The sequence below is a fragment of the Enhygromyxa salina genome, assembly GCF_002994615.1.
Classification (GTDB): Bacteria; Myxococcota_A; Polyangia; order Nannocystales; family Nannocystaceae; genus Plesiocystis; species Plesiocystis salina_A.
The window spans coordinates 1-23,670 of the sequence record NZ_PVNK01000152.1; the positions used below are offsets into that span (position 1 = coordinate 1).

Here is a 23,670-nt window from a genome sequence, read left to right on the forward strand (position 1 = left end):
CTAGCAGCCCGCAACAGTGAGGCTGGCCGGGATCAACTCACCAAGCAAAAGCGACTATCTCTCGGAGGAGCCCAAGCTCCCCATCAAAGTCGCTCCCATGACCACCAAGCCTCACGACGCGCTGTTCAAGGCCGCCTTCGAACACCCGAAGCACGCAGCCGGACTGTTCCAGAGCCGCCTACCGACAGCCGTCACGGCCGCGATCGCCTGGGACACGCTCACGAGCGAACCGGGCTCCTTCATCGATCCCGACCTCGCTGACGGCCACACCGACCTGCTGTTCTCGGCCAGGATCGCCCCTGTTGGCGGCTCGTCAGAGCAATTCGCGGGCGACGAAGCCAACGCGCGCGCCCTCCTCTACCTCCTGCTCGAGCATCAAAGCACCAACGACTACGGCATGCCCTGGCGGATGCTGGTCTATCTCGTCCGTATCTGGAAGCGACACCGCAAAGACCAAGAGGGGCCCTTCGTGCTGATTCTCCCGATGGTCCTCAGCCACGCGCCCGGAGGTTGGACGGCGCCACGCACCTTCCACGCGCTCTTCGAGCCGTCGCCGAGCTCGATCCCCGGCGTGGCCGAGTTGGTGCCCAGCTTCTCCATTCTCATCGAGGACCTCGCCGACCTCACGAACGAGGATCTACGCCAGCGAACCCTCGCGGCCTTTCCCAAGCTGGCCCTATGTCTCCTCCGCGACGCCCGAGACCCACGCGAGTTGATGCAAGACCTCGAGGTCTGGGCCGACGCTTTCCAAGAAGCGCTGCAAACGCCGAATGGCATGGATGCCGTGGCGCAATTGCTGCGCTACATCGCGCTAGTCGCTGGCGAGCTGCACTTCGATCAGTTTCGTGCAAAAATCCGCCAGCAGATCCCCGAGGTCGAGGAGCTTGCCATGACGATCGCCGAACAGCTGCGAAAAGAAGGCCGTGAACAAGGCCGCGAACAAGGCCGCGAGCAAGGCCGCGAACAAGGCCGCGAACAAGGCCGCGCCGAAGTCATCGAGAAGCTGATGATGCTGAAGTTCGGCGCCCTGTCGGATGCTGACTCTGCCCGGATCAAGGCCGCGAGCGAGGCCCAGCTCACGGGCTATATCGAGCGGATCTTGACCGCCGAGAGTCCGGAGGCCGTGTTCGCGGCGAGGCACTAGACTAGCAGCCCGGGCTGCTAGACGCGCTCCGCGCGTTGCGCGTGCGATGGACGCAGGAAACAGTTTGTCAGTCCGGCTGGGCGACCTTGCCCTTCTTGATCGGCGGCTCGGCTTCCTCGTCGGTCATGGCTGCAAGGGTCACGTGCCTTGCAAGCCCACGGAGCCCATGGAGCGGGACTGACCAGATCAGCGTGTCGCGGGGCTCACAGCCGGATCGGGTCCAACCACCAAAGATACTGGCTCGACCGAGTCGACTGCGAGTCCTCGACGCGCTCGCGCTTGCGAATGGAGAACACCCCCGCGACCAGCCGCTCGACCAACACGGGCGTCATGTCAAAGGGCGGGCCCCCCTCGTTGCCGTGATTCCACAGCAGCGCGACCATCGAGCCCTGCGGACGCAACAGCGTGGCCATGGCCTCGAGGTAGGGCCGGCGATCCTCGGGCCGCAGCGCGCACAGGCAGGTCTGCTCCCAGACCAGATCCACCCGCCCCCGCAGCGACGCTGGCGGCGCGGTCACGTCGGCCTCGAGCGCCTCGAGCTCGACGCCGAGCTCGCGCGAGCGCGCGCGCATCGACTCGACCGCCAGCGGCGCGAAGTCGAGCGCCACGACCTCGTGCCCACTGCGGGCCCACGCGAACGCATCGTGACCGTGCCCGGCGCCAGGCACGAGCACGCGCTGGCGTTCGCTGTATCCGGCGATCAGCTGCTCGAGCACCGCAGGTGGGCGCTCGAGCGTCCACTCGTCGCTGCCTTCGGCGTACCTCGCGTCCCAGGAGCTCGCGTCGTCGGCCATCGCCCGAGAGTGTAGCGCTACTTTTTCTGCAAGAAGCCGCCGCGGTACTTGGTGAAGATGAAGCGCTCGTCGAGTTTGGTGTCGCGGCGCCAGTCGGGGTGCTTCTCGAGGAACTCGTCGAGGACCTCGGCCAGGCCCTCGTAGTAGGTGTCCTGCAGGATCATGTAGCTGCCGCTGCTGACGTACTGCGAATAGAGCTCGAGCTCCGCGGCCACGTGCTTGGGCGCGTGGAGGGTGTCGAGGGTGATGAAGACCTTCTTGTCCTCGCCGATCTCGGCCTTGAGTTGCTCGTGGACCTCGGGCGCGATCGAGCTGCCCTTGTAGAACTGGACCCGCTTGGCCCACAGCGGATGGTTGCGGGCCTCGTCGTGGATCTGGTCTTCGTTGATGTCGACGGTCAGGACCTTGCCGTCGGGATTCACGAACTCGAGCATGCCCGAGTAGTAGACCGCGCTGCCACCGTAGAGCGTGCCGGCCTCGACGATGTAGTCGGGCTTGATCTGGAAGATCAGCTCGCTCATCAACCAGTTGTCGGTCGGGATCTGCCGCATCGGCAGGCCGAGGAAGCGGATCGGCTGCTTCTTGCGCAGCTTGAGCGTCATCTGGTCGATCTCGCCGAATTGGTCGATCGACTTCTCGACCTCGTACTCCGCGCCCTTGGCGTAGCGGTGACGCTTGAGCTTGCCCTTGCCCTTCCCCTTCCCCTTCTTGTTGTCCTTGGCGTCCTTGGCGTCCTTGGAGTTCTTGCCCTTCCTCGGGGGCTTGGCCTTCGCGTCCGCGTCCTGGCCTCCATCGGCCTGGGCGACGGCTTGGGGCTGAGCCACGGGAGCTGGAGTGGAGGTACGGCCAAGCAGCACACCGACGGCGACCGCCCCCACGAGCACGGCCCCACCGAGGGCGAGGGTAGTCCAACGAACAGTCACGGTCTCGCTCATTTGCCGGACCCTATCACGGGGCCCGAGCGGGGAACACGCCGTCCACTGCCTCCAAGCTACCGAGCGAAGCGGCGACTCACTTCCCGCGTAGGGTCGAGCAGCGGCTGCGCGTCGGGAGTGAGGGAGTCGTGCCCTTGGGACGCGTGCTTGGGCGACTCTCAGCAATGCTGTGATGTCGGGCAGTGGCGAGAGTATGATGAAACCACGAGCCCTTCATCTGAGCCCGACTGTCTTTAGGGCCCGACAACCTCGCTCCGCTCGGCCCCAAGGTCTTTACCGTCTCCAAGACTCGGGCCTCGTAGGGCGGCTCTGAACCCGATGAGACACCCGCGGTGATCTGGGCTAGCGTCCCCCCGACCTCGAGATGACCGACGCCCCCAAGGACTCGCGCCAACAGCGCAAACTCACCGCGTTGCCAGCGGTCGCGCTCGTCGCCGGGTCGATGCTGGGCATCGGAATCTTCATCATGCCCGGCCAGGTCGCGGCCAATGTCGGCGGGCCCTGGTCGTTCCTGGCCATGTGGATCGTCGGCGGCCTCGCGGCGCTGTTCGGGGCCTTGTGCCTGGCCGAGCTCGGCGCCATGCGACCGCGCTCGGGGGGCGACTACGAGTTCCTCCACATCGGCTGGGGCCACGGGATCGCGTTCGCGGCCGGGTGGCTGCAGCTCCTGGTCATCTTCCCGGGCTCGCTCGCGAGCGTGGCCGTGGCCACTTCCAATTTTCAGCTCCCGGTGCTGCTCGGCGACTGGGCTGGCGGCGACCTGGCGGTCCTGGGCCTGACGATCCCCGCGCCCCGGCTGACAGCCGCGGCGCTGATCCTGGGCCTGACCTTGATCAACCACTTCGGGGTCCGCATCGCCGGGTGGGTCCAGGTCACGGTCACGGTCGTGCCGATCCTCGTGCTGCTGCTGGTCAGCGTCTACGTGCTCGGCGACAGCGGCGCGAGCGAGGCTCTGCGCGAGGGGACCACGGCCACGCCCAAGGGCGACGGCGGCGGCGGGCTCTCGACCCTCGGTCACGCCTACCTCAAGGTCTACTTCGCGTACTCGGGCTGGAACGCGGCGCTCTACGTCGCGGGCGAGATCGACAAGCCGGGCCGCAACCTCCCGCGGGCGCTCGTCGGCGGGACCGCGCTGGTCACCGCGCTCTACGTGCTGCTGTGCCTCGGGTTCCTGGCCGTGTTCGGGTTCGCAGCCCTACCCGAGGTCGGTGAGGCCGGGACCGCCGCCGCGGTCGAGCTGTTCGGGCCCGCGGCCGTGACCGCGATGGCGCTGCTGATCTTGCTGGCGATGATCGGCTCGCTCAACGGCACCGTCTTGATCGGCTCGCGCATCGCCTACGCCATGTCCAAGCGCGGCGACTGCGTGAAGTCGGCCGGGACCCTGCACCCACGCCATGGCACGCCTCACATCGCGCTGTGGCTCCAGGCCCTGATCGCGCTGGCCCTGATCGCCAGCCCCTTCAACCTCGACCAGCTGATCGACTACACCTCGAGCGCGATGCTGATCACGGGCACGCTCACGGTCCTCAGCGTGATCGTGCTGCGGCGCAAGATGCCCGACGCGCCGCGGCCCTACAAGACGACCTTTCACCCGCTGCCCGCGATCGGCTACGCGCTGTCGAGTCTGGTCGTGTTCGTGCTCGTGGTCATCGACCGCGATCCCTCGGTCCTGGTCACGGTCGCGTGGTTCGGGGGCGCGTTGCTCTTCTGGCGTCTGTTCGTCAAGAAGCGCGGCGTCGAGTCGAGCGACGACTGACGGCAGGTTCTGCGGCCCGAGCTCGAGACCCGAGACACCCGCGCTCACGAGCCCGATCGCGCCTCCCAAAATTGGCCGATTTGGGGGCGCGATGGCAGTGTCCGGGCGTGCACAGGCTCCCTGCAATCTGCGCGATGTTCCTGGTCCTCGGCCTCGCTTGCCAGCGAGACCAGGCCGAGCCCCAAGCCAAGCCCAAGGCCGAGGCCGAGGCCAAGACCGAGGCCGAGGCCAAGCCCACGGCCCAGCCCACGGCCGAGGCCTTGCCGCCGAGCGCCCGTACGACGCCGCCTCAGCGCGAGCCCCGAACCCCCTTGGCCCCGACCATGAACGCTCACTTCGCCCACGCCGCGCAGCTCGAGCAGGCGGTCATTGACGGTGACCTCGAGGCCGTCGCTCTCCACGCCGAGTGGCTGGTCAACGAGCTGCCCAAGCAAGAGATGCCCGAGGCGTGGCAGCCTCAGCTCGAGCGGATGCAGGCCGCGGCGGCACAGGCCGCGAAGGCCCAGACCCTCGCCGAAGCCGGCCCGGCCGCGGCTCGGGTCGTCGAGACCTGCGGCGCCTGTCACCAGTCGATCGGCAAGGGCCCGACCCTGCCCGACCCTCCGCCCGTGCCCGAGGGTGACGACACGGCCAAGCGCATGCTCCGTCACCAGTGGGCGGCGTCGCGCATGCGCGAGGCGATGATCAGCGGGTCCGACGAGCGCTGGAAGTTGGGCGCGGGCGCGGTCTCGGTCGCGCCGCCCGAGCCCTGCCCGATCCCCGACGCCGAGATCCTCGACGCCGACACCCTCGCGCTGCGCGAGAAGATCTATGAAATTGGCGCCAAGGCCCTCGCCGCCGCCCCCAGCGATCGAACGGCGCTCTACGGCGAATACCTGACGACCTGCGCGGGCTGTCACGTCGGCGGCTGCTGAGCCCTCGAAGCCAGCGGCTACAATCCGCCGCATGGACCTTCCCGCCGACCTGCGACTGATCCGCTTCGCCACGCCCGCGGCGCTCGTGTGTGCGCTCGGCCTCGCCGGGTGTTCAGGCACCCCAGCCCAAGCCGAGGCCGAGGCCGAGGCCGAGAGCGGTGGCCAGACCGAGTCGAGCGAGAGCGAGAGCGGGACCTCGCAGCTGTGCGAGCCGGGCGAGGTCCGCTGCGTCGACGAGGGCGCGGTCGAGACCTGCTCCGACGACGGCGACGCCTGGGAGCCCACAGCGTGCGCCGAAGACGAGGCCTGCGTGGACTGCGAGGACGGCAGCTGCGTCGCGGCTTGCGTCGGGGTCTGCGATCAGGCCTGGGGTGCGGCCGGCTGCTCGTTCTACACGACAGGGCTCTATCAGGGCTCGCTCCCGCCGATGGCCGAGCCCCCGCGCGACGCGATCGTCGTCACCAACCCCGACCTCAAGCGCAGCGCGACGGTCCAGCTGTTTTGGATCAGCTACGGGCTCACGACCGAGATCCTCGACGGCAACGCCACCCTCGCGCCCGGTGAGTCCAAGGTCTTCGAGCTCGCCCCGGGCTTGACCGATCACGAGTACCCGCCCGAGATCTCGCTGCTGCGCTCGGGCGCCATGTACCACGTGGTCAGCGACTCGCCCGTCGTCGCCCACCTCCACGCGCCCTATGGCGCCGTCAACAGCAACGAGTCGACGCTGCTCCTGCCCGAGCGCAGCCTCGGCCAGGACTACGTGATCCTGAGCCATGGCGCGTGGGTCGAGCCCAACTACTTCGTGGTCATCGCTCTCGAAGACGACACGACGGTGACCTGGGAGCCGCGAGTCGAGACCGCGGGCGACGACATGCCCGTGCCCTTCGTGGACGCGGGCGGCTCCGGGGTGATGGTCCTCGACCGCTACGACAACCTCCGGGTCGAGACCTCGGCCGCGACGGGCCGGCCCAAGTGCGAGCAGGATCTCTCGGGCACCCGGGTCTTCGCCGACAAGCCGATCTGGGTCATGTCCGCGGTCCGGGGCCTTCGCCTGCCGTGGTGCGGCGGCTCGATGGTCGAGGGCTGTGACACGATCATCGACGAGACCTGCAACTTCGGGTCGGACTTTGCGATCGAGCAGGCCGTACCGCCGCAGCTGTGGGGCACGCTGTACGTCGGCGCGCACTCGCCCGTGCGCGGCGCCGAGACCCACTACTGGCGGGTCTACGCCGGAGCCGACAACCTGACCGTATCGACCAACCCGCCGCAGCCCGGCACGCCTGCAGTGCTGGCCGCCGTCGGCGACTGGGTCGACCTGGCGGCGCCGACCGGGGCCAACCTGGTGTTCAGCGCCGACGGGCCAATCTTGCCCGTCCAGTACATCAGCGGCCACCACGACAGCGCCAACGACATGGGCTCGCCGGCGATGGTCCAGGCCATCCCGACCGATCGCTTCCTCGATCGCTATGTGTTCGAGACCGGCTCGGGCTACGAGCAGCACTTCGCCCAGGCGATCCGCGCCGTCGGCGGGGCCGAGGTCACGATCGACGGCAGCCCGGTCGCCGGGTGGGAGGCGATCGGCGCCTGGGAGGTTGCGAACGTCGAGGTCAGCGAGGGCGCGCACGTGGTCGCGAGCGACCAACCCTTTGGCCTGGCGCAGTACGGCTACTCCCAGCACATCGGGCCGACCGACAACTCGTCGGGCTACGCCTACGTCGTCGGGATGCGCCTCGATTAGGACGCCGCCTCGGGGGTCCCGATCAGGGCTTGGTGAATTTCAGCACGAACTTGTCGCTGTATTCACCCGCTTCGGCGCGCTCGGGCGAGCGCCAAGGCAGCGCGTTCCAATCCCGCGTGTCCCCGGGGTTGCGCAAAAAGTCGGCCTGCTCGGACAGCACGAAACCCACGGCCTCGAGCTCGGCGATGACCAAGGCCTCCTCGATCCGATGGAGGCTCTCGGAGTCCGCCGCGCCGTGACCCGCGAGAGCGGAGGCGTCGACGATGACGTAGGTCCCACCGGATCGCAGGGCCGCGAACACGTCCGCGTTGTGAGCGGCGCGGTCGACCCCCTGCCACTCGAAGTCGTGATAAAAGAGCACGTTCACGACCCGGTCGAGGGGCTCGATGTCAGCCGGAAAGGGATCGTCGAAATCGCGCACGAGCCCGACCACGTTGGCGTTGACAGGCTTGGCCAGGCGCTCGGTCCAGCCCTCGCGGGCGAAGCGATCGAGCACGAAGGCCGTGTTGTGGCTGTAGACCACCCCCTCGGGTCCGACGGCGCGAGCGAGGAGCTCCGTCGTGTAGCCAAAGCCCGCGCCGAGGTCGGCCACCTTCATGCCTCGCTCGAGCCGCATGAAGCTCAGCAGCTCGACCGGCTTGCGCTGCGCGTCCGACTCCCGGTCGTCCGGGTCACGGTCGGAGGCGGCGACGATCGCCGCGGGGTCGAGCTCGTCGTCAGGCCCGGCTGCGGCGGGCTCAGGGGCGGCAGCGTCCGGCGTCTCGACGAGCGCGGTCTCGGTCTCGTTCGACACGGCAGCTTTGCAGCTCGCGAGCGCGAGCAGGAGGACGGCGCACGCAGCGGCGTAAGGAGGGCGCGTGGAGATCATTCGAGGCCCACGCTACCAGGCCCGGGCAGGACCGAGGCCCTCAGCCTGAGCTTCGAGCTCGAAGAGCTCCAAGCTCGCTTCGGTGGCATGATCGGGCCACGCCGATGGCCGCCCAGTCCGACGACACGATCGCCTTCGCTACGCAGCTGCTCGAGCTCGTCCACCGGGCCGACACGACCACGAGCTACAAGTACGCGCTGTTGATCGCGCTGACCGAGCTCGCCGTCGAAGGCCACGGCCGCGCGGGCAAGGGCGAGCTCACCACGCGCCAGCTCGCGACCCGGGTGCTCGAGCTCTACTGGCCGCAGGCGCGCGCCTTTCACGGCGGCGAGCACCTGCGTCAGCTCGGGGGCCGCGGCAAGTCGATCGTCGACCACATCGCCGAGTTTCGCGCGAGCCTCGACGGCGGCGCGAGCTCGCCGCAGCTGGCGGCGCGGCGCGATCGCTCCGGCTACGAGCGGCTGCTCGATCGGCTCGAGTGGCTGCTGATCCGCAACCCGATCCCTCGGCTCCAGCGCCTCGGCAAGCAGCCCCTCGACCTGCTCTACGACTCGCTGTCGTGGCCCGAAGAGCCGCCCAAGCGGCCGATCACCGCCTATCAGCGCGCGCTCGCCGACGGCGACGACGAGCTGCGCGAGTTTGACAATCGCATCACCCTGCACGAGGGCGTCGGGGCCAAGCTCGCGACCTTGGCCCCGCTGCTGCTGCCCCTCGTGCGCCGCGAGTGGACTCGCTTCGTCGCCCGTCGCAACCTCGCGCGCTGCAAGGAGGCCCAACTCGAAGACTTCCTGTTCGCGCCCAGCCGCGAGCAGCTCGGCAAGCTCCGGCCGGGCCTCACGCGATTGCAAGATCGGCGCTGCTTCTACTGCGACGAGGCGCTGACGGCTCGGTCCGAGGTCGATCATTTCCTCGCCTGGAGCCGCTGTGGCGCGAGCGCGATCGACAACCTCGTCATCGCCCACTCGGCCTGCAACGGCGACAAGAGCGATCTACTCGTCGCCAGGCACCACCTCGATCGCTGGATCGACCGCCTCGATCGACGGCGCGACGATCTACGCGAGCTCGCCGAGCGCCGACACTGGTACGCCGAACCCGGACGCATCGGCGCCCTCGTCCGGGCCAGCTACGACGGCCTTGGTCAGACCACGCCGCTGTGGGTCGCGCGCGAGACCTGGATCCCCGCTGGCGCCGAGCGCCTCGCCCCGACCCGACGCGCCCTGACCCGAGTGCTGCGCCAGCTGTGAGCAGCGATGCCCGCCGCACCACCCAGATTTTTTCCCGCGCAGTCCCATCGATACAGGAAACGGCCCGTTCAGGGTGAGCGGAGGGGGCTTCGCCGCCGCAGCGAGGGGCCTTTTTGAAAGGCCCCTCGAGGACGAGTACGAGCCGCAAGGCGAGCGTTTGGGGTGAGCGGAGGGGGCTTTGCCGCCGCAGCGAGGGGCCTTTTTGAAAGGCCCCTCGAAGACGAGAAGGCCTGAGTCGAGCGCGCAGCGCTCGATTCAGGCCTAGTACGAGCCACAAGGCGAGCGTTTGGGGTGAGCGGAGGGGGCTTCGCCGCCGCAGCGAGGGGCCTTTTTGAAAGGCCCCTCGAAGACGAGAAGGCCTGAGCCGAGCGCGCAGCGCTCGATTCAGGACTAGTACGAGCCGCAAGGCGAGCGCGCAGCGCTCGATTCAGGCCTAGACCCCCGCGATGATCACGTTGAGGGTCTCGCTCGGCCGCATCGCCTTGGCGACCAGCTCCGCGTCGGGCAGGTAGTAGCCGCCGATGTCGACGGGTGCCCCCTGGGCCGCGATCAGCTCGTCGTTGATCTTGGCCTCGTCGCGCCCGAGGGCCTCGGCGACCTTGGCGAAGCGCGCCGCGAGCTCGGGCTCGTCGGTCTGAGCCGCCAGCGCCTGGGCCCAGTACAGCGCGACGTAGAAGTGCCCGCCGCGGTTGTCGATCTCGTTGACCTTGCGCGAGGGCGACTTGTTCTCGAGCAGGTACTTGGTCGTCGCGGCGTCGAGGGTCGCCGACAAGACCTTGGCCTTGGCCTGGTCGTAGCGCTCACCGAGGTGCTCGAGCGAGACCGCGAGGGCGAGGAACTCACCGAGCGAGTCCCAGCGCAGGTGACCCTCGGCCACCAACTGCTGGACATGCTTGGGCGCCGAGCCCCCCGCGCCGGTCTCGAACAGGCCGCCGCCAGCCATCAGCGGGACGATCGAGAGCATCTTCGCGCTGGTTCCGAGCTCGAGGATCGGGAACAGATCCGTCAGGTAGTCGCGCAGCACGTTGCCCGTGACCGAGATCGTGTCCTTGCCGTCCTTGACCCGCGCGAGGCTGTAGCGCGTGGCCTCGACCGGCGACTTGATCAGGATCTCGAGCCCGTCGGTCTCGAGCCGCCCAAGCTCGGCCTCGACCTTGGCGATCAGCTGAGCGTCGTGGGGCCGCTCGGCGTCGAGCCAGAACACCGCGGGGACCCCGGTCGCCCGGGCCCGCCGGACCGCGAGCTGGACCCAGTCGCGCACGGGCGCGTCCTTGGCCTGGCACCCGCGCCAGATGTCGCCGGCCTCGACGGTGTGCTCGAGCAGCGTGGTCCCGGACGCGTCGACGACCCGGACGACGCCGTCGGCCTCGATCTCGAAGGTCTTGTCGTGCGAGCCGTACTCCTCGGCCTTTTGGGCCATGAGACCGACGTTGGACACGCTGCCCATGGTCCTGGGGTCGAAGGCGCCGTGCTCCTTACAAAAGTCGATCACGGCCTGATAGACGCCCGCGTAGCAGCTGTCGGGGATCACGGCCTTGGTGTCCTGGGTCTCGCCGGCCGCGTTCCACATCTTGCCCGAGGTCCGGATCATCGCGGGCATCGAGGCGTCGACGATCACGTCGCTGGGCACGTGGAGGTTGGTGATGCCCTTGTCCGAGTTGACCATCGCGAGGTCGGGCCCGTTCTCGAACGCGGTCTTGATGTCGGCCTCGATCTCGGCGCGCTTGTCCGCGGGCAGCTCGGCGATCTTGGCGACCAGGTCCCCGAAGCCGTTGTTCACGTCGACCCCGAGCTCGTCGAAGGTCGCGCCGTGCTTCTCGAACAGGCCAGCGAAGAACACCCGGACCGCGTGACCGAAGATGATCGGGTCGGAGACCTTCATCATCGTGGCCTTCATGTGGAGCGAGAACAGCACGCCCGAGCGCTTGGCGTCGGCGACCTGCGTGGCCAGGAACGCGAGCAGGGCCTTCTTGCTCAGGACCGTCGCGTCGAAGATCTCGCCCGCGAGCAGCCCGAGCTCGGGCCTGAGCAAGGTCGTGGTCCCGTCGGCGGCGACGTGCTCGATCCGCACGCTCGTCGCCTCGGCCACGGTCAGGGATTTCTCGTTGGCCCGGAAGTCGCCGCTGGTCATGGTCGCGACGTGGGTCTTGGAGTCACTCGACCACGCGCCCATCGAGTGGGGGTTGTTGCGGGCGTAGGCCTTGACGGCCGCGGGCGCCCGGCGATCCGAGTTGCCCTCGCGCAGGACCGGGTTGACGGCGCTGCCCTTGACCTTGTCGTAGCGGGACTGGATCTCGCGCTCGTCGTCGTTGGCCGGCTCCTCGGGATAGTCGGGCAACGCGTAGCCCTTGGCCTGGAGCTCGGCGATCGCCGCCTTGAGCTGGGGGATCGAGGCGCTGATGTTGGGCAGCTTGATGATGTTGGCCGCCGGGTCCCGGACCAGCGCGCCGAGCTCCGCGAGGGTGTCGGGGACGCGCTGCTCGGGCGTGAGCCGGTCGGGGAACACGGCGAGGATCCGGGCCGCGAGCGAGATGTCGCGGGTCTCGACCCCGACGCCTGCAGCGCCAGCGAAGGCGCGGACGATCGGCAAAAAGGACTGGGTCGCCAGCGCCGGTGCCTCGTCGGTCTGGGTGTAGATGATGGTCGGGGTCTCGTTCATCTTCGCGCTCGTCATTCCGGGCCGTGCGGCCCACTGGGGGCCGTTTATCACGGATCGAGGGAGCGCAGAACAGCCCGCGCGCTTCCCGTGGAACGAGGCACAAAACGGCGCCAGACCGCGCTCAGACCACGGGATCGCGGTCGACCCGATCGCTCTCGATCGGGATGTCGAGCGCGCCAAGGTCGAGCGGCTCGCCAGCTCCCGCCCAGCGTAGCGAGCCGTGCCCGCGCGTCTCGACCTTGGCCGCGTGCGTGATCGCGACCACGACCGCGCCCCTGCTCGGCGCGAGCGCCTGCGCCAGCGCCGGCAGCAGCTCCGACAGCGCCGCCGTCACGACCCCCGCCTCGGGCTCGGGCTCGGGCCCAGGCACGACCACCGATCGGCTCAGTTGGTGGGCGCCGTGGTCGGGCTGGCGGCGCCCCCGACCTTGGCCTCGATCTCGGCCTCGAACGCTTGCCGGGCCCGCTCGGTCGCCTCGCGACCGGCGTTGAGCTGGCGGACCATGTCGGCGACCTCGCGCTCGAAGCGGTCGCGCGCGGCCTTGTCTTCGGCCTCGACCTGGAACTCTGCGAAGTGCCTGATCCGCCCAATCACGTCATCGACTGTCACGCGTCCGCTGCATTGATCGATGATCTCGCGGCGGCGCTCGAGCGTGGCCGTGAAGTACTCGTCGGGGTATTCGAAGTCCTGGACGTGGGCGCGGATGTTGTTGGTGATGCTCTCGACGTTGCGCCCGGACAGGCTGTTGTCGACGCAGGCCTGGCCGGCCTCGATCCAGCGCTCGTCCTCGGGGTGGACGAAGCGCCGGACGTCACGCAAGAGGATGTCGCGCATGAGCTTGACGAATTCCTCGGCGGTCGTCGGGCCCGGGACGGTGAAGGGGTTTTGGGCGATGCGCGAGCGCGTGGCCTCGTCCATCTGCATGTAGTTGGCGTCGCAGATCATGAACCACTTGCCGTCCTTGGGGATCAGCGTGCCGTCGAAGATCCCGAACACCGCGCCGAGGTTGTTCTTCTCTTCCATGCGCAGGTCGCCGCTGCCGCGGCTTGCGAACGCGGTGTCGATGTCGGGCCAGTAGACCCCGACGACGCCGTCGAAGCCGTAGATCTCCTCCTTGAAGATCTTGACCAGCTGGTTGGCGCTCGCGTTTTGGTAAGCGCTGGCCCAGTCGGTCCGACGGATGACCTTGAAGCGGGCCGGGATGTCGCGCTCGCGGCAGTAGTCGAGGAAGTAGTTGCCGATCGCGTGGGCGGTGATGGTCTTGCCGCAGCCCGGGCGGCCGAGCCCGAACAGGACCGGGTTGATGCGCTTGGGGCTGGTCCCGGCCTCCAGATCGAAGGCCGCGACGTCGCGGGCGAGCTTGAGCCCGGCCTGAACGTACTCCTCGTTGCCGACGATGTCCTCGACGCGGACCGGGCTCAGGTCGGTGACCGGCTCCATCGCGTTGCGCGAGTGGAAGCCCTCGTAGCGCAGCTCGCCGACGGTGACCTTGCGCTTGGACAGCGCGACGCCGAAGGGCCGGAGACGCCCGAGGTGGGTCAGGCGCGAGACGGCGCCGTGGAGCTGGGCCGCGAAGGCCAGCAAGGTCGTCACGATCCAGCCCTCGCGGGTCTCGAGCTTGGGATCGCCGGCCTCGGGCTGCTGCTTGGCCTGGACCTGCACGTAGTTGGTCGCCATCTTGGCCAGGCGCGGGAGCAGCTCGCCGACCTCGACCTCGAGCAGCTCCTCGAGCCCGTCGGCCTCGAGGTCGCTCTCGATCCGCGGGCTCGGAGCCAGGGGCACGAGCCCGGCGCGAAGCTTGTCGAGCAAGACGGTGGTCGTGAACGCGCCGACGAACAGGCGCTGGTCACGGGTCGGCTCGGGGATCGCGAGCGAGCCGGTCTGGGCGATGTCCTCCATCAGCGCGCCCTGGATCGCTTGCCCGGCCTGCTGCGCGACGTCGAAGGCCTCGACGATCGCGTCGAGGGTCTGGAGGCTGAGGACCGTGTGACCAAAGGGCGCCTTGACGACCCTGTGGATCGCCGCGGGCAGCTTGCTCTCGCTCAGCAGGCGCCGGGCGCCGGGGCGATCGTAGCCGCCGGGCAGCGGCGCGATGTTGATCGGGGTCGGGGATTGGAGCGGGGCCTCCGCGGACATGCGCGCGAGTGTACTGGACCTGCGGGCCGCGTGGTCAACACGCTTGCGGTCACCGGTCGCCGGGCGCTAGCAGGCTGCTGAAGAGTCCAGACCTCAGGGTCGTGCTCTGGATCGTGGTGGTTTATTCAGCAGCCTGCTAGCGTGCCAGCATGAGCAACTTTCCAGTGCGTGAGCTCGGCTACGCCTGTGTCCTGGTCTCGATGATTGCGGCCTGTGGTGACGACCGCTCGTCCGCGGCCACGTCGGGCGCGGCCACGGGGATCGAGAGCGACGGGACCGGCAGCGCCGACGGTACCGCCGACACCAACGACGGCGACGGCGACGGTGATCCGGGCGACGGCGACGGTGATCCGGGCGACGGCGACACCGAGGGGCCGAAGTTCGACCTCCGCGAGATCCCCGACAACGACGACACCCCGACCGGCCCGACCTGCGAGGTCGTCGACGACATGGACGCGATCGGCAACTGCGAGGACACCGCGCCGCCCGACGCGTTCGAGCCCGACGTCCAGTGGGCGTTCATGGGCCAAGACGGCGAGACTCAGTCGATGGCGACCGTGCTGGTCGCGAACCTGACCGACGACAACAACGACGGCTCGATCGATCTGTGCGATGTGCCCGAGGTCATCGTCGGGCTGTTCGCCACCTACAGCCAGTGGACCGGGCACCTGTGGGCGCTCGACGGCGAGACCGGGGCCGTGGTCTGGAAGAGCGCGGCGACCATCGACACGACCGTGACCCCCGCGCTCGGCGACATCGACGGCGACGGCGTGCCCGAGATCATCGCCGCGACCGGCACCCACCAGCTGATCGCGTTCGAGAACGACGGCAGCGTCAAGTGGCAGAGCGACGAGACCTGGAACACGACCTACGGCTCGTTCGCCCTCGCCGACGTCGACAACGACGGCACGCCCGAGATCATCGCGGGCAACCGGCTCCACGACGTCGACGGCAGCGTCGAGGCCGCGATGCCGATCGTCGATCCGAGCTATTCGGCCACGACCGCGGCCGACCTCGACGGCGACGGCGACCTCGAGATTGTCATGGGCAACGCCGCCTACCACCACGATGGCGTGCTGCTGTGGACCACCAACCTCGACGACGGCTACCCGCAGGTCGCCGATCTCGACGGCGACGGCGAGCCCGAGGTCCTGCTGACCAACTCGCAAGGCCTGTCGGTCATCGAGCACGACGGCGCGATCAAGTACCAGGGTCTTCGGCCGACCGGCGACCCGGCCAGCAGCACCGTGTGGCGGCGGCCAGCGACGATCCACGACTTCGACGGCGACGGCGTGCCCGAGTACGCGGTCTCGTCCCAGAATCACTACGCCGTCTACGAGGCCGACGCCTCGATCTTATGGCAGGCCGACGTGCTCGATAGCACCGGGATCGCGGCCGGGACCGCGTTCGACTTCGACGGCGACAGCATCGCCGAGGCCATGTACGCCGACGAGACCAACCTCTACGTCTACGACGGCATGGGTATGGCGCTGCTCGATGTCCCGCGCAGCAGCGGGACGATCGTCGAGTACCCGGTCGTCGCCGACGTCGACAACGACGGCTCGGCAGAGATCGTCGTGGTCTCGAACACCAGCTTCGACAACAACCAGACCGCGCCCGCCGTGCAGGTCGTGCGCGACATCGAGGATCGCTGGATTCAGGCCCGGCGGATCTGGAATCAGCACACCTATCACGTGACGAACGTCCGCGAAGACGGGACCATCCCGCAGTTCGAGAAGCCCCACTGGGAGCTGCTCAACACCTTTCGGACCAACGCGCAGATCGAAGCTGGCGGCGTCTGCCAGCCGCCACCGCAGGGCTGATCGCCGCTGCGCGAAAGGGAGGGCGTCGCGGCTGTGCCCCCCGCCGCAAACGCGGCGCCCCCCACTACACGTGTTCGCCTGGGGCAGACCATGCTGAGGATGGGGGTGACTCCAAGCGCGGCACTTGCAGCACTGCAACACCCCGAGGCACGCGAACCATCGCGGCGGCAGCAGCAGCCCGTGCACGGATCACTCGGGTCCACAGGGATCGATCAGCTCACGTCAATGTAGATCGGGCTCGACCACGCGATGTGCCCGTCGACCTGCGTGGCCCGTACAAACAGCGCCGTCGTGCCCTCGGGGTCGAGCTCGACCTCCCGCTCGAGCCCGACCGCCAGGTCAGTCGGCGCCTCGGGGTAGCGAGAGATGCTCGCGCGCAGATCCAGGCCGCCGAGCTCGACGGTGTGGCCGTCGGCGTCGAGCGTGGCGAGGTCGACGGTGACCTCGCCGAGACCCGAGCGAAAGGTCACCCGGCCCCGCGCGGCCTGACTGAGCCACAGGTCGAGGCCGTCGCGGTCGCCGGTCGTGCGCGAGCGCAGCTCGACGGTCGTCGGGGTCTGGCGCTGGATCCCGTCCATCGGCGAGTCGAAGGCGAAGACCTCGGCGCGCTCGATCGTGGCCCCCTCGACCTCGACGATCCCGTCCCACTGGGCCCGGCGGCCGCGCCCGCGGATCCTCGCCCCGCCCCAGACCAGGCGGATCCGACGCGAGCTCGCGCAGTCGTCGAACGCGGGCGGGCGCGCGCTGTAAATGACCTCGCGCCCGCGCAGGAGCTCGAGCGCGTCGATCGGCCCGACGCCCCGGACCGCCGCCGCGACCTTCACCGTGCCCGACTCACCAACCAGGCACGAGCCCATCGGCGCGCCCTCGACCTCAAACGAGAGATCGATGCGCGGCCCCGTGGTGCCGTAGCAGCGCCGCTGCTTGAGCGCCTCGAACACCGCCACGCGCGTGAGCGACTCGGCCAAGATGCAGGTCAGCCCGCCGAAGATCCCGAACTGCCCGGCCCCGGGCCCCTCGGCGCCCGGCCGCCCCTTGTGGCCGTCGCTGTTGGCGACGACCCCGACCTTGTAGCCCTTGTCGAACGCGTCCCACAGCAGCCACTCGAACACGCCCCAGCACGACATGACCTCGACCAGCGGCCCGAGCTCCTCGTCAAAATACTCGCGGATGTCCGCGTAGCGCCCCCCGCAGTGCGCCGCGAGCACGACCTTGTTCAGGTCGACGTGCTCGCGCAGCTTGGCGAACAACACGTCGGCCGGGTGCGCCGGACTCCGCTCGTCCTCGGGGGTGTCGGGGATCTGCCAGTGGCTCGAGCGCAGGATCGGCATGTCCTCCTCGAGGTACATGACGTTGCGATCGCCGCCCGCGGGCGTGTTGGCCGACCACTCGTAGCCGGGCAGGACCACGAAGCGGCCGTCCTCGTGGAATTGGCGCACGACCTCGTTGAGCCGGCGCCAGTCCTCGTCGCTCATCTGAAAGTCGTTGCCCTGGTGCGACATCACGTCGAGGTGGGCCCAGCGGCGGCCGAACTCGAAGTACTCGACCTCGGTCCCGGTCCCGACGGTCGCATCGGACTGCGCGTGGAGGTCGGCCCAGAACTGGCCGTGGCGCCGCGCCTCGACGCTCGCGGTGATCGGGTTGCTGACGAAGCGCTGGCCCTTCCAGGTTGCGACCACGCGCCCGGCTCCGGCGGCCTCGCAGCGAAGCTCGCGCCCGCGCAGCTCGGCGCCGCCTTGCCCCTCCCAGCTCAGGACCGCGTCGTCGGGCGCGGGCGTCGGGTTGCCCCAGCGGTCCTCGCCCTTGACGAAGACCTCGACCGGCTGCCCGACCACCGCCTGGGTCGGCACGAGGACCACGAGCACCTCCGGCTCACCGGACACGACCGAGATCACGGGCGAGCTCGGCAGCCGCTCGACGAGGCAGGCGTTGGTCGGATCGACCAAGAAGCGCAGCTCGTGGGCCGACTCGATGAACGACTGCGCGCGGATCCCCGGCGAGCCCTGGCTGCGATCGCCGAGGGTGATCGTGACCGTGTCGCCCGGCGCGAGGCTGCCGTCGTAGACGTCGATGACCAGGCACTTCATCCACGGGCGGACGTGGGCCTTGGGGTCGTAGCGTGGGCGCAGCTTGGCCTCGCCGGTTGTCGTGACGGTCGTGAAACTCTCGGCCGTCGGGTCATCGAACTGCGGCCGCGCCCAGTCCGAGGCGAAGCGCCGGGCGAGCTTGAGCGTCCCTCCCTCGTCGATGCCGTAGCTGCCGACGGTGTAGGTCAAGGTCCACTGGCCCAGGGCGCCGGCCACGACCGGGCCGGTCGGAGACAGCGAGACGTGGCCGAGGCGATGCGTCAGGAGGTCCGTCACGCGGCCATCGTTGCCGCCAGGCTCGCGGTCGGTCAATAGCGCCGCGACCTGCTCGCCCCAGCGCGCTGCCAGTCTGTCGACACCTGGCCGCGGGGTCCGCCGCCGCGTCACCAACTCGTCGCCAGCTCCTCGCTCACCAACCTCAACGATGCCCTCGACAAGGCCGACATGGTCACGCGGCGCTTCGACCACAGCGCCGCGCCCGCCGACGTGCGCGCGGCCTTGGCCGAGCTCTCGTCCCGCGTTCGGGAGCTCGAGTGCGGCGACGCTCGTGAACATGTTCCGGGCCCACCCCGAACATGTTCACGGGTCAACTCATCCCATGAATGATACCTGCGCTCTGCAACGGAACGCACGATGACCACACGCCCCCACGATGCCCTGTTCAAAGCCGCGTTCGAGTCCCCCGCCCACGCCAGCACTCTGTTTCAGGCCATGATCCCGCCCGAGGCCAGCGCCGCGATCGACTGGACGTCGATCACCGGAGAGCCCGGCTCCTTCATCGACCCCAAGCTCGCCAACCGCCACAGCGACCTGCTGTTCTCGGTTCAGCTGTCCGGGCGCACGGTGCTCCTGTACCTGCTCCTCGAGCACCAGAGCACCGTCGCCTCTGACATGCCCCTGCGCATGAACGAGTACCTCACGCGGATCTGGCAGCGTCACCATAAAGACCACGGCCTCGCGCTCCCGCTGATCCTCCCGGCGATGGTCAGCCACGCCCCTGGCGGCTGGACAGCCGCGCGATCGATCCACGAGCTCCTCGAACCCCGCCCGGCGTCGATCCCTGGGGTCGCCGCGCTGGTCCCGAACTACTCGCTGCTCGTCCTCGACCTCACGCACTTCGACGACGCCACGATGCGCGACTGGGCCCTCGAGGCGTTCCCCAAGCTCGCCCTGGTCTTCCTTCGTGATGGCCGCGATCCCGACCGTCTGCGTCGGGACTTCGACCGCTGGCGAGACCTATTCCTCGACGTCCTCCGCGCACCGAATGGCGCCGAGGCCGTCGCGCAAGTCCTGCGCTACGTCGCGCTGGTCACCGGTGACATGCGCTTCGAAGATTTTCATGAGACAATTTATGCACAGCTCCCCGAGGTCCGAGAGATCGCCATGACCATCGCTGAACAACTTCGCCAAGAGGGTCGCCAAGAAGGTCGCCAAGAGGGTCGCCAAGCCGAGCGCGCCGAGTTGCTCGTCAAGCTGCTGACCTTGAAATTCGGCGACCTCCCGCGCGATCCCCTCGCGCGCATCCAGCAGACCGACTACGAACGCCTCGAGGGCCTCATCGCCCGGGTCCTGACCGCCGACTCCGTCGCAGAGGTTCTCGACGACTGAGCGTGTCCACAGGTAGTAGGATGCGGCGGTGTCCACCCAAGACCGGGTCACCTGTACGATCGAGGCCGGCGTCGCCGAGGTCCACCTCAACCGCCCCGACAAGCACAACGGCCTCAATCCGGCGATGTTCGACGCGATCGTCGACACCGGCGAGCAGCTCCGGGCGGACCCTTCGGTCCGCGCGGTGATCCTCGCTGGCGAGGGCCCCTCGTTTTGCGCCGGGCTCGACTTCCTCGCGTTCATGGCCGGCGGTGAGGCCGTCCAGACCAAGCTGTTGAATTGGCGAGACGATCGCATCGGCAACCTCGCCCAGCGCCTCGCCTGGGTCTGGACCGAGGTCCCGGCCCCGGTCATCGCCGCCGTCCACGGGGCCTGCGTCGGCGGCGGCCTCCAGCTGGCGCTGGCCGCAGACATTCGCGTGGTCCACCCCGACGCCAAGCTCGCCGTGCGCGAGATCGTCTACGGGATGATCCCCGACATGAGCATCAGCCAGACCCTGTCGCGGCTGGTCCGACTCGACGTCGCCAAGGAGCTGACCTTCACGGGCCGAGACGTCGACGGGCGCGAAGCCGCGCAGCTCGGGCTCGCAACCCGGCTGAGCGAAGACCCGCTCGCCGCGGCGCGAGCGATCGCCGAGCAGATCGCCGCTCGCTCCCCCCACGCCGTCCGCGCCGCCAAGCAGCTGTGGAACCGCGCCCCCCAGCTAGGCACGGAGGCCGCGCTGCGGCTCGAGACCGAGCTCCAGATGCCCTTGCTCGGCTCTCGCAACCAGCTCGAGGCCGTCCAGGCCCGGTTCATGAAGCGCGCGCCGAAGTTCGAAGACCCCACGTGATCCGTGGGTGGGGGGTAGTACCATCCCTCGCCCATGGCCGACGCACACCCCCCACTGATCTGGCTCGACATGGAGATGACCGGGCTCGACCCGGACACCGATCTCGTGCTCGAGGTCGCCACCTTGATCACCAACGCCGAGCTCGAGATCATCGCAGAAGGGCCCGACATCGTCGTCCATCAGCCCGACGAGGTCCTCGACGCGATGGGCGAGTGGTGCCGCGAGCACCACGGCGCCAGCGGCCTGACCGAGGCCTGCCGTAAGTCCACGGTCACCGTGGCCGAGGCCGAGCGCCAGACCCTCGCGTTCGTCGAGGCCCACTGCGCGCCCGGTCTGTCACCGCTGTGTGGCAACACGATCGGCCAAGATCGCCGCTTCCTGGTCCGGCACATGCCCACGCTCAACGCCTTCCTCCACTACCGCAGCGTCGACGTGACCACGATCAAGGAGCTGTGCGATCGCTGGTATCCCCAGCTGCCGGGGTCGCCGAAGACCGAGGCTCACCGGGCCCTCGACGACATCCGCGAGTCGCTGGCCGAGCTTCGCTACTACCGCGAGCACATCTTCGTGCCGGGGACAGCGGCCCCTACACGTAGCGAGTAGGGTCGGCGACCCCGGCCTGCTCGAAGCCGGCCCGCCGCAGCGTGCAGCTCTCACACCGACCACAAGCCAGGGCGACGCCCTCGCGCTCGACCGGGTCGTAACAGCTGACGGTCTCGGCGTAGTCGACCCCGAGCGCGAGCCCGCGCGCGATGATCTCGTGCTTGTGCAGCTCGATCAGCGGCGCGTGGATCTGGATGCCCTCGGCCCCGCCCGCCGAGACGCCGAGCTTGGTCGCGAGGTTCGCCGTGGTCTCGAACGCGGCGATGAACTCGGGTCGGCAGTCGGGGTAGCCCGAGTAGTCGACGGCGTTGACCCCGAGCCAGATGTCGCGGGCACCGACGACCTCGGCCCAGGCCAGCGCGTAGCTGAGAAACACGGTGTTGCGGGCCGGCACGTAGGTGCTGGGGATGTCGTCGTGACCGGCGCGGGCGCTCGCGCTCGGGACGTCGAGCTCGCTGGCCGCGACCAGCGAGCTCGCGCTCGCGACGAGCTTGCCGAGGTGGCCGAGATCGACGACCTCGTGGGCGACGACGCCGAAGCGCGCGGCCTGGCGTGCAGCTTGGCGCAGCTCAATCGCGTGGCGCTGACCGTAGGCGAAGCTCAGCGCGTGCACGCGCTGGCCGGCCTCGCGCGCGGCGATGGCCAGGACCGTGGTCGAGTCGAGCCCGCCGCTGAGCAGCACGATCGCGGGTGCGTCCTTGGGTTCACGTACGCTCATGGCATCACCTCGAAGACCGGCTCAGAGACCGGAGGTGGCAGTACAAAAATACGCATACATCTCGTTGGTGTAGCCCGGGTTGCAGGTACAAAAGGGCAAGCTCGTGTCGAGGTCGACGCCGCAGGCCCCGTTGCCGCCGCAATAGATGCCCTTGCAGGGATCGACGAGGTCGACGCAGACCTGCTCGTCGACGATGCACTCGACGCCCTGGTTGCAGACGCTGCCCAAACACTTGCCCCCGGGGAAGCCGGCCGGCGGCTGCTTGTCCTCGACGTCGAAGCCGCTGTAGCAGCCCCCGAGCACCAGGCCCGGCACGAAGCCGACGAGCGCCGTGAGCAGTAGGGAGCGCGTGCGGGTCACGACACGCGGGAGCTTAACAGACGTCGACAGAGCGCCGCCATGACAAAGGGCGCGCTCGGGTGCTAAACCTGGGTCGTGCTGCCCGGCACGCGCGCGAAGCTCGTCTGCCTCCCCGCGATCGTTACCTTGTTGGTCTCGAGCCCGGTGCTCGCGAGCGCGCCGCCAGCGTGGACCGACGGGCTCATTGACAGCTTGGGCGACAGCTTGGGCGAGCAACTCGCCAGCTTCGGCGACGAAGACATCACCCCCGAGTCCGCCAGCGAGGCGCGCTTCGGCATCGAGGAGGGCGGCCGCCAGCTGTCCGAGGCCGGCAACTATGGCGCTGCCGCGGAGCTGTTGTGGGCCAAGGGCATCGAGCTCGAGGATCCCGTCCTGATCGTCGAGGCCGCCGAGGCCTGGCGCGACCAGGCCCGGGCCGAGCGCTCGAGCGAGCTGGCCCAGACGGCGATCGATCGGGTCGCCCTCGCCCTCGACATGCTCTACTTCCTGCGCGACGGCGCGACCTCGGAGCGCTGGCAGCCGATCGCGCCCCAGCACGTCACCACGATGATCGGGCGGGCCGAGGCGGTGGTCACCGACGCCAAGGCGCTGATCACCGAGCTCGAGCAAGAGCAGGCCGCGGCCGCAGCGGCCGCCAGCGCAGCCGAAGAGGGCAACGAGCGCGGTCCAGCAAAACCGGGCACCGGCCTCATCGCTGGGGGCGCCGCGGCCATGGTCGTTGGTTTGGCCGGCGCCGGGATCGGCGTCGCCGGGCTCGCGCGCGGGGCCTCGGCACAGTCCGAAGTCGAGGATCCAACGGTCTACGAGCCCGAGCACAGCGCCGCCGCGGCCCGAGGTCGCAGCGCGAACGCGATGGCCGGGGTCGGCATCGGCCTGGCCGGCGTCGGTATCGGCGTCGGCGCGGCCCTGCTCGCGCTCGGGGTCAAGAAGCGCAAACAGGCCGACCTGGGCCCCTCGGCGACCTTCGTACCTGTGCTCGGGCCCGGCAGCGCGGGCCTCGGCGTCGTGGGGAGCTTCTAGCCATGAGCGTGACCCGTCTGATCACGATCGTTGCCCTCGCGCTCCCCTGCGTGCTCGCGCCCCCCAGCGCCCACGCAGCCGAAGAGTGCGGTCCACGAGCCTGCATCTCGGGGGCGAGCTGGTCCGCAAACGAGCAGCTCGACGACGCGACCCGCAGGCGCGAGGCCAAACGCAACCGCAAGCGCCCCGACGCGCAGCTGAGCGTGCAGCTCGACAGCGGCCGGGGCAGCGTGTTCGTCGACGGCGTCTGGATTGCCACTGCGCCCGCGCTCTACGTACCGATCAAGCCAGGCAAGCACGACCTCGAGGTCCGCGACGGTGAGCGGGTCCTCGCCCGCGGGGTGCTCACGATCCCCAAAAAGGGCGGCGAAGTGACCGTCCGCGTGCTTTGATCTGCGTGTCCGGGTCCACGTGTCGTGGTCCGCCTGCGC

At 69.1% G+C, this 23,670-nt stretch carries 20 protein-coding genes; 11 read left to right on the top strand and 9 right to left on the bottom strand.

Annotated features, from left to right (window positions below; all coding sequences use genetic code 11):
- Positions 1-16 precede the first annotated feature (16 nt).
- A complete protein-coding gene (locus tag ENSA5_RS16340; protein WP_106392595.1) occupies positions 17-1,144 on the top strand; it encodes an Rpn family recombination-promoting nuclease/putative transposase in 1,128 nt (375 codons plus the stop codon).
- Positions 1,145-1,347: 203 nt separating this feature from the next.
- On the opposite strand, the gene ENSA5_RS16345 is transcribed toward ENSA5_RS16340, so the two are convergent.
- Both ENSA5_RS16345 and ENSA5_RS16350 read right to left on the bottom strand, forming a co-directional pair.
- On the bottom strand, positions 1,348-1,938 hold the full coding sequence (locus tag ENSA5_RS16345) for a methyltransferase domain-containing protein (protein WP_106392596.1): 591 nt from the start codon (positions 1,936-1,938) through the stop codon (positions 1,348-1,350).
- Between the two features lie 17 nt (positions 1,939-1,955).
- Positions 1,956-2,762 (bottom strand): CmcI family methyltransferase, encoded by an 807-nt coding sequence (locus tag ENSA5_RS16350; protein ID WP_181197816.1) that lies wholly within the window; start codon positions 2,760-2,762, stop codon positions 1,956-1,958.
- 475 nt (positions 2,763-3,237) lie between these two features.
- On the opposite strand from ENSA5_RS16350, the gene ENSA5_RS16355 reads away from it, so the two are divergent.
- From ENSA5_RS16355 to ENSA5_RS37750, 3 genes are all read left to right on the top strand, one after another.
- Positions 3,238-4,629 carry an APC family permease gene (locus ENSA5_RS16355; protein ID WP_106392598.1) on the top strand — a complete coding sequence of 464 codons (1,392 nt, stop codon included), beginning with the start codon at positions 3,238-3,240 and terminating at the stop codon, positions 4,627-4,629.
- Positions 4,630-4,763: 134 nt separating this feature from the next.
- Positions 4,764-5,543 carry a hypothetical protein gene (locus ENSA5_RS16365; RefSeq protein WP_181197817.1) on the top strand — a complete coding sequence of 260 codons (780 nt, stop codon included), beginning with the start codon at positions 4,764-4,766 and terminating at the stop codon, positions 5,541-5,543.
- A gap of 31 nt (positions 5,544-5,574) precedes the next feature.
- Positions 5,575-7,281 (top strand): IgGFc-binding protein, encoded by a 1,707-nt coding sequence (locus ENSA5_RS37750; RefSeq protein ID WP_106392601.1) that lies wholly within the window; start codon positions 5,575-5,577, stop codon positions 7,279-7,281.
- Between the two features lie 22 nt (positions 7,282-7,303).
- On the opposite strand, the gene ENSA5_RS16375 is transcribed toward ENSA5_RS37750, so the two are convergent.
- Complete coding sequence (locus ENSA5_RS16375) at positions 7,304-8,149, bottom strand: class I SAM-dependent methyltransferase (RefSeq protein WP_146155767.1); 846 nt, start codon at positions 8,147-8,149, stop codon at positions 7,304-7,306.
- A 104-nt stretch (positions 8,150-8,253) separates the two neighbouring features.
- On the opposite strand from ENSA5_RS16375, the gene ENSA5_RS16380 reads away from it, so the two are divergent.
- Positions 8,254-9,393 carry an HNH endonuclease gene (locus tag ENSA5_RS16380; RefSeq protein ID WP_106392602.1) on the top strand — a complete coding sequence of 380 codons (1,140 nt, stop codon included), beginning with the start codon at positions 8,254-8,256 and terminating at the stop codon, positions 9,391-9,393.
- A 433-nt stretch (positions 9,394-9,826) separates the two neighbouring features.
- Here ENSA5_RS16380 and ENSA5_RS16385 read toward each other — a convergent pair whose 3' ends face one another.
- The 3 genes from ENSA5_RS16385 to ENSA5_RS16395 form a co-directional block, all read right to left on the bottom strand.
- Entirely contained in the window at positions 9,827-12,052 is a 2,226-nt protein-coding gene (locus ENSA5_RS16385) for an NADP-dependent isocitrate dehydrogenase (RefSeq protein ID WP_106392672.1), read from the bottom strand.
- 121 nt (positions 12,053-12,173) lie between these two features.
- Positions 12,174-12,428, bottom strand: a complete 255-nt coding sequence (locus tag ENSA5_RS16390) for a hypothetical protein (RefSeq protein ID WP_106392603.1) — start codon at positions 12,426-12,428, stop codon at positions 12,174-12,176.
- A gap of 8 nt (positions 12,429-12,436) precedes the next feature.
- Positions 12,437-14,188: an AAA family ATPase gene (locus ENSA5_RS16395; RefSeq protein ID WP_106392604.1), complete on the bottom strand. Its 1,752-nt coding sequence runs from the start codon at positions 14,186-14,188 to the stop codon at positions 12,437-12,439.
- Between the two features lie 149 nt (positions 14,189-14,337).
- Between ENSA5_RS16395 and ENSA5_RS16400 the strand changes: the two genes are divergently transcribed.
- A complete protein-coding gene (locus tag ENSA5_RS16400) occupies positions 14,338-16,011 on the top strand; it encodes an FG-GAP-like repeat-containing protein (protein WP_106392605.1) in 1,674 nt (557 codons plus the stop codon).
- Between the two features lie 212 nt (positions 16,012-16,223).
- Here the strand turns inward: ENSA5_RS16400 and ENSA5_RS16405 are convergent, their stop codons facing one another.
- On the bottom strand, positions 16,224-18,374 hold the full coding sequence (locus ENSA5_RS16405; RefSeq protein WP_181197818.1) for a DUF3604 domain-containing protein: 2,151 nt from the start codon (positions 18,372-18,374) through the stop codon (positions 16,224-16,226).
- Positions 18,375-18,731: 357 nt separating this feature from the next.
- Here ENSA5_RS16405 and ENSA5_RS16410 point away from each other — a divergent pair, with 357 nt between their 5' ends.
- From ENSA5_RS16410 to orn, 3 genes are read left to right on the top strand one after another with little or no spacing between them, the layout of a single operon-like run.
- Positions 18,732-19,706, top strand: a complete 975-nt coding sequence (locus ENSA5_RS16410; RefSeq protein ID WP_106392607.1) for an Rpn family recombination-promoting nuclease/putative transposase — start codon at positions 18,732-18,734, stop codon at positions 19,704-19,706.
- A 28-nt stretch (positions 19,707-19,734) separates the two neighbouring features.
- Positions 19,735-20,538 (top strand): crotonase/enoyl-CoA hydratase family protein, encoded by an 804-nt coding sequence (locus tag ENSA5_RS16415; protein ID WP_106392608.1) that lies wholly within the window; start codon positions 19,735-19,737, stop codon positions 20,536-20,538.
- Positions 20,539-20,571: 33 nt separating this feature from the next.
- Entirely contained in the window at positions 20,572-21,141 is a 570-nt protein-coding gene (orn, locus tag ENSA5_RS16420; protein WP_106392609.1) for an oligoribonuclease, read from the top strand.
- Here orn and queC read toward each other — a convergent pair.
- Positions 21,125-21,859: a 7-cyano-7-deazaguanine synthase QueC gene (gene queC / locus ENSA5_RS16425; RefSeq protein ID WP_106392610.1), complete on the bottom strand. Its 735-nt coding sequence runs from the start codon at positions 21,857-21,859 to the stop codon at positions 21,125-21,127. The two genes, orn and queC, sit on opposite strands and share 17 nt — an antisense overlap.
- Positions 21,860-21,880: 21 nt before the next feature.
- Entirely contained in the window at positions 21,881-22,219 is a 339-nt protein-coding gene (locus tag ENSA5_RS16430) for a hypothetical protein (protein ID WP_106392611.1), read from the bottom strand.
- Positions 22,220-22,294: 75 nt separating this feature from the next.
- On the opposite strand from ENSA5_RS16430, the gene ENSA5_RS16435 reads away from it, so the two are divergent.
- Together ENSA5_RS16435 and ENSA5_RS16440 are read left to right on the top strand one after the other, a co-directional pair.
- Positions 22,295-23,239 (top strand): hypothetical protein, encoded by a 945-nt coding sequence (locus ENSA5_RS16435; RefSeq protein ID WP_106392612.1) that lies wholly within the window; start codon positions 22,295-22,297, stop codon positions 23,237-23,239.
- A gap of 2 nt (positions 23,240-23,241) precedes the next feature.
- Positions 23,242-23,631: a hypothetical protein gene (locus ENSA5_RS16440; protein WP_106392613.1), complete on the top strand. Its 390-nt coding sequence runs from the start codon at positions 23,242-23,244 to the stop codon at positions 23,629-23,631.
- Positions 23,632-23,670: the final 39 nt, after the last annotated feature.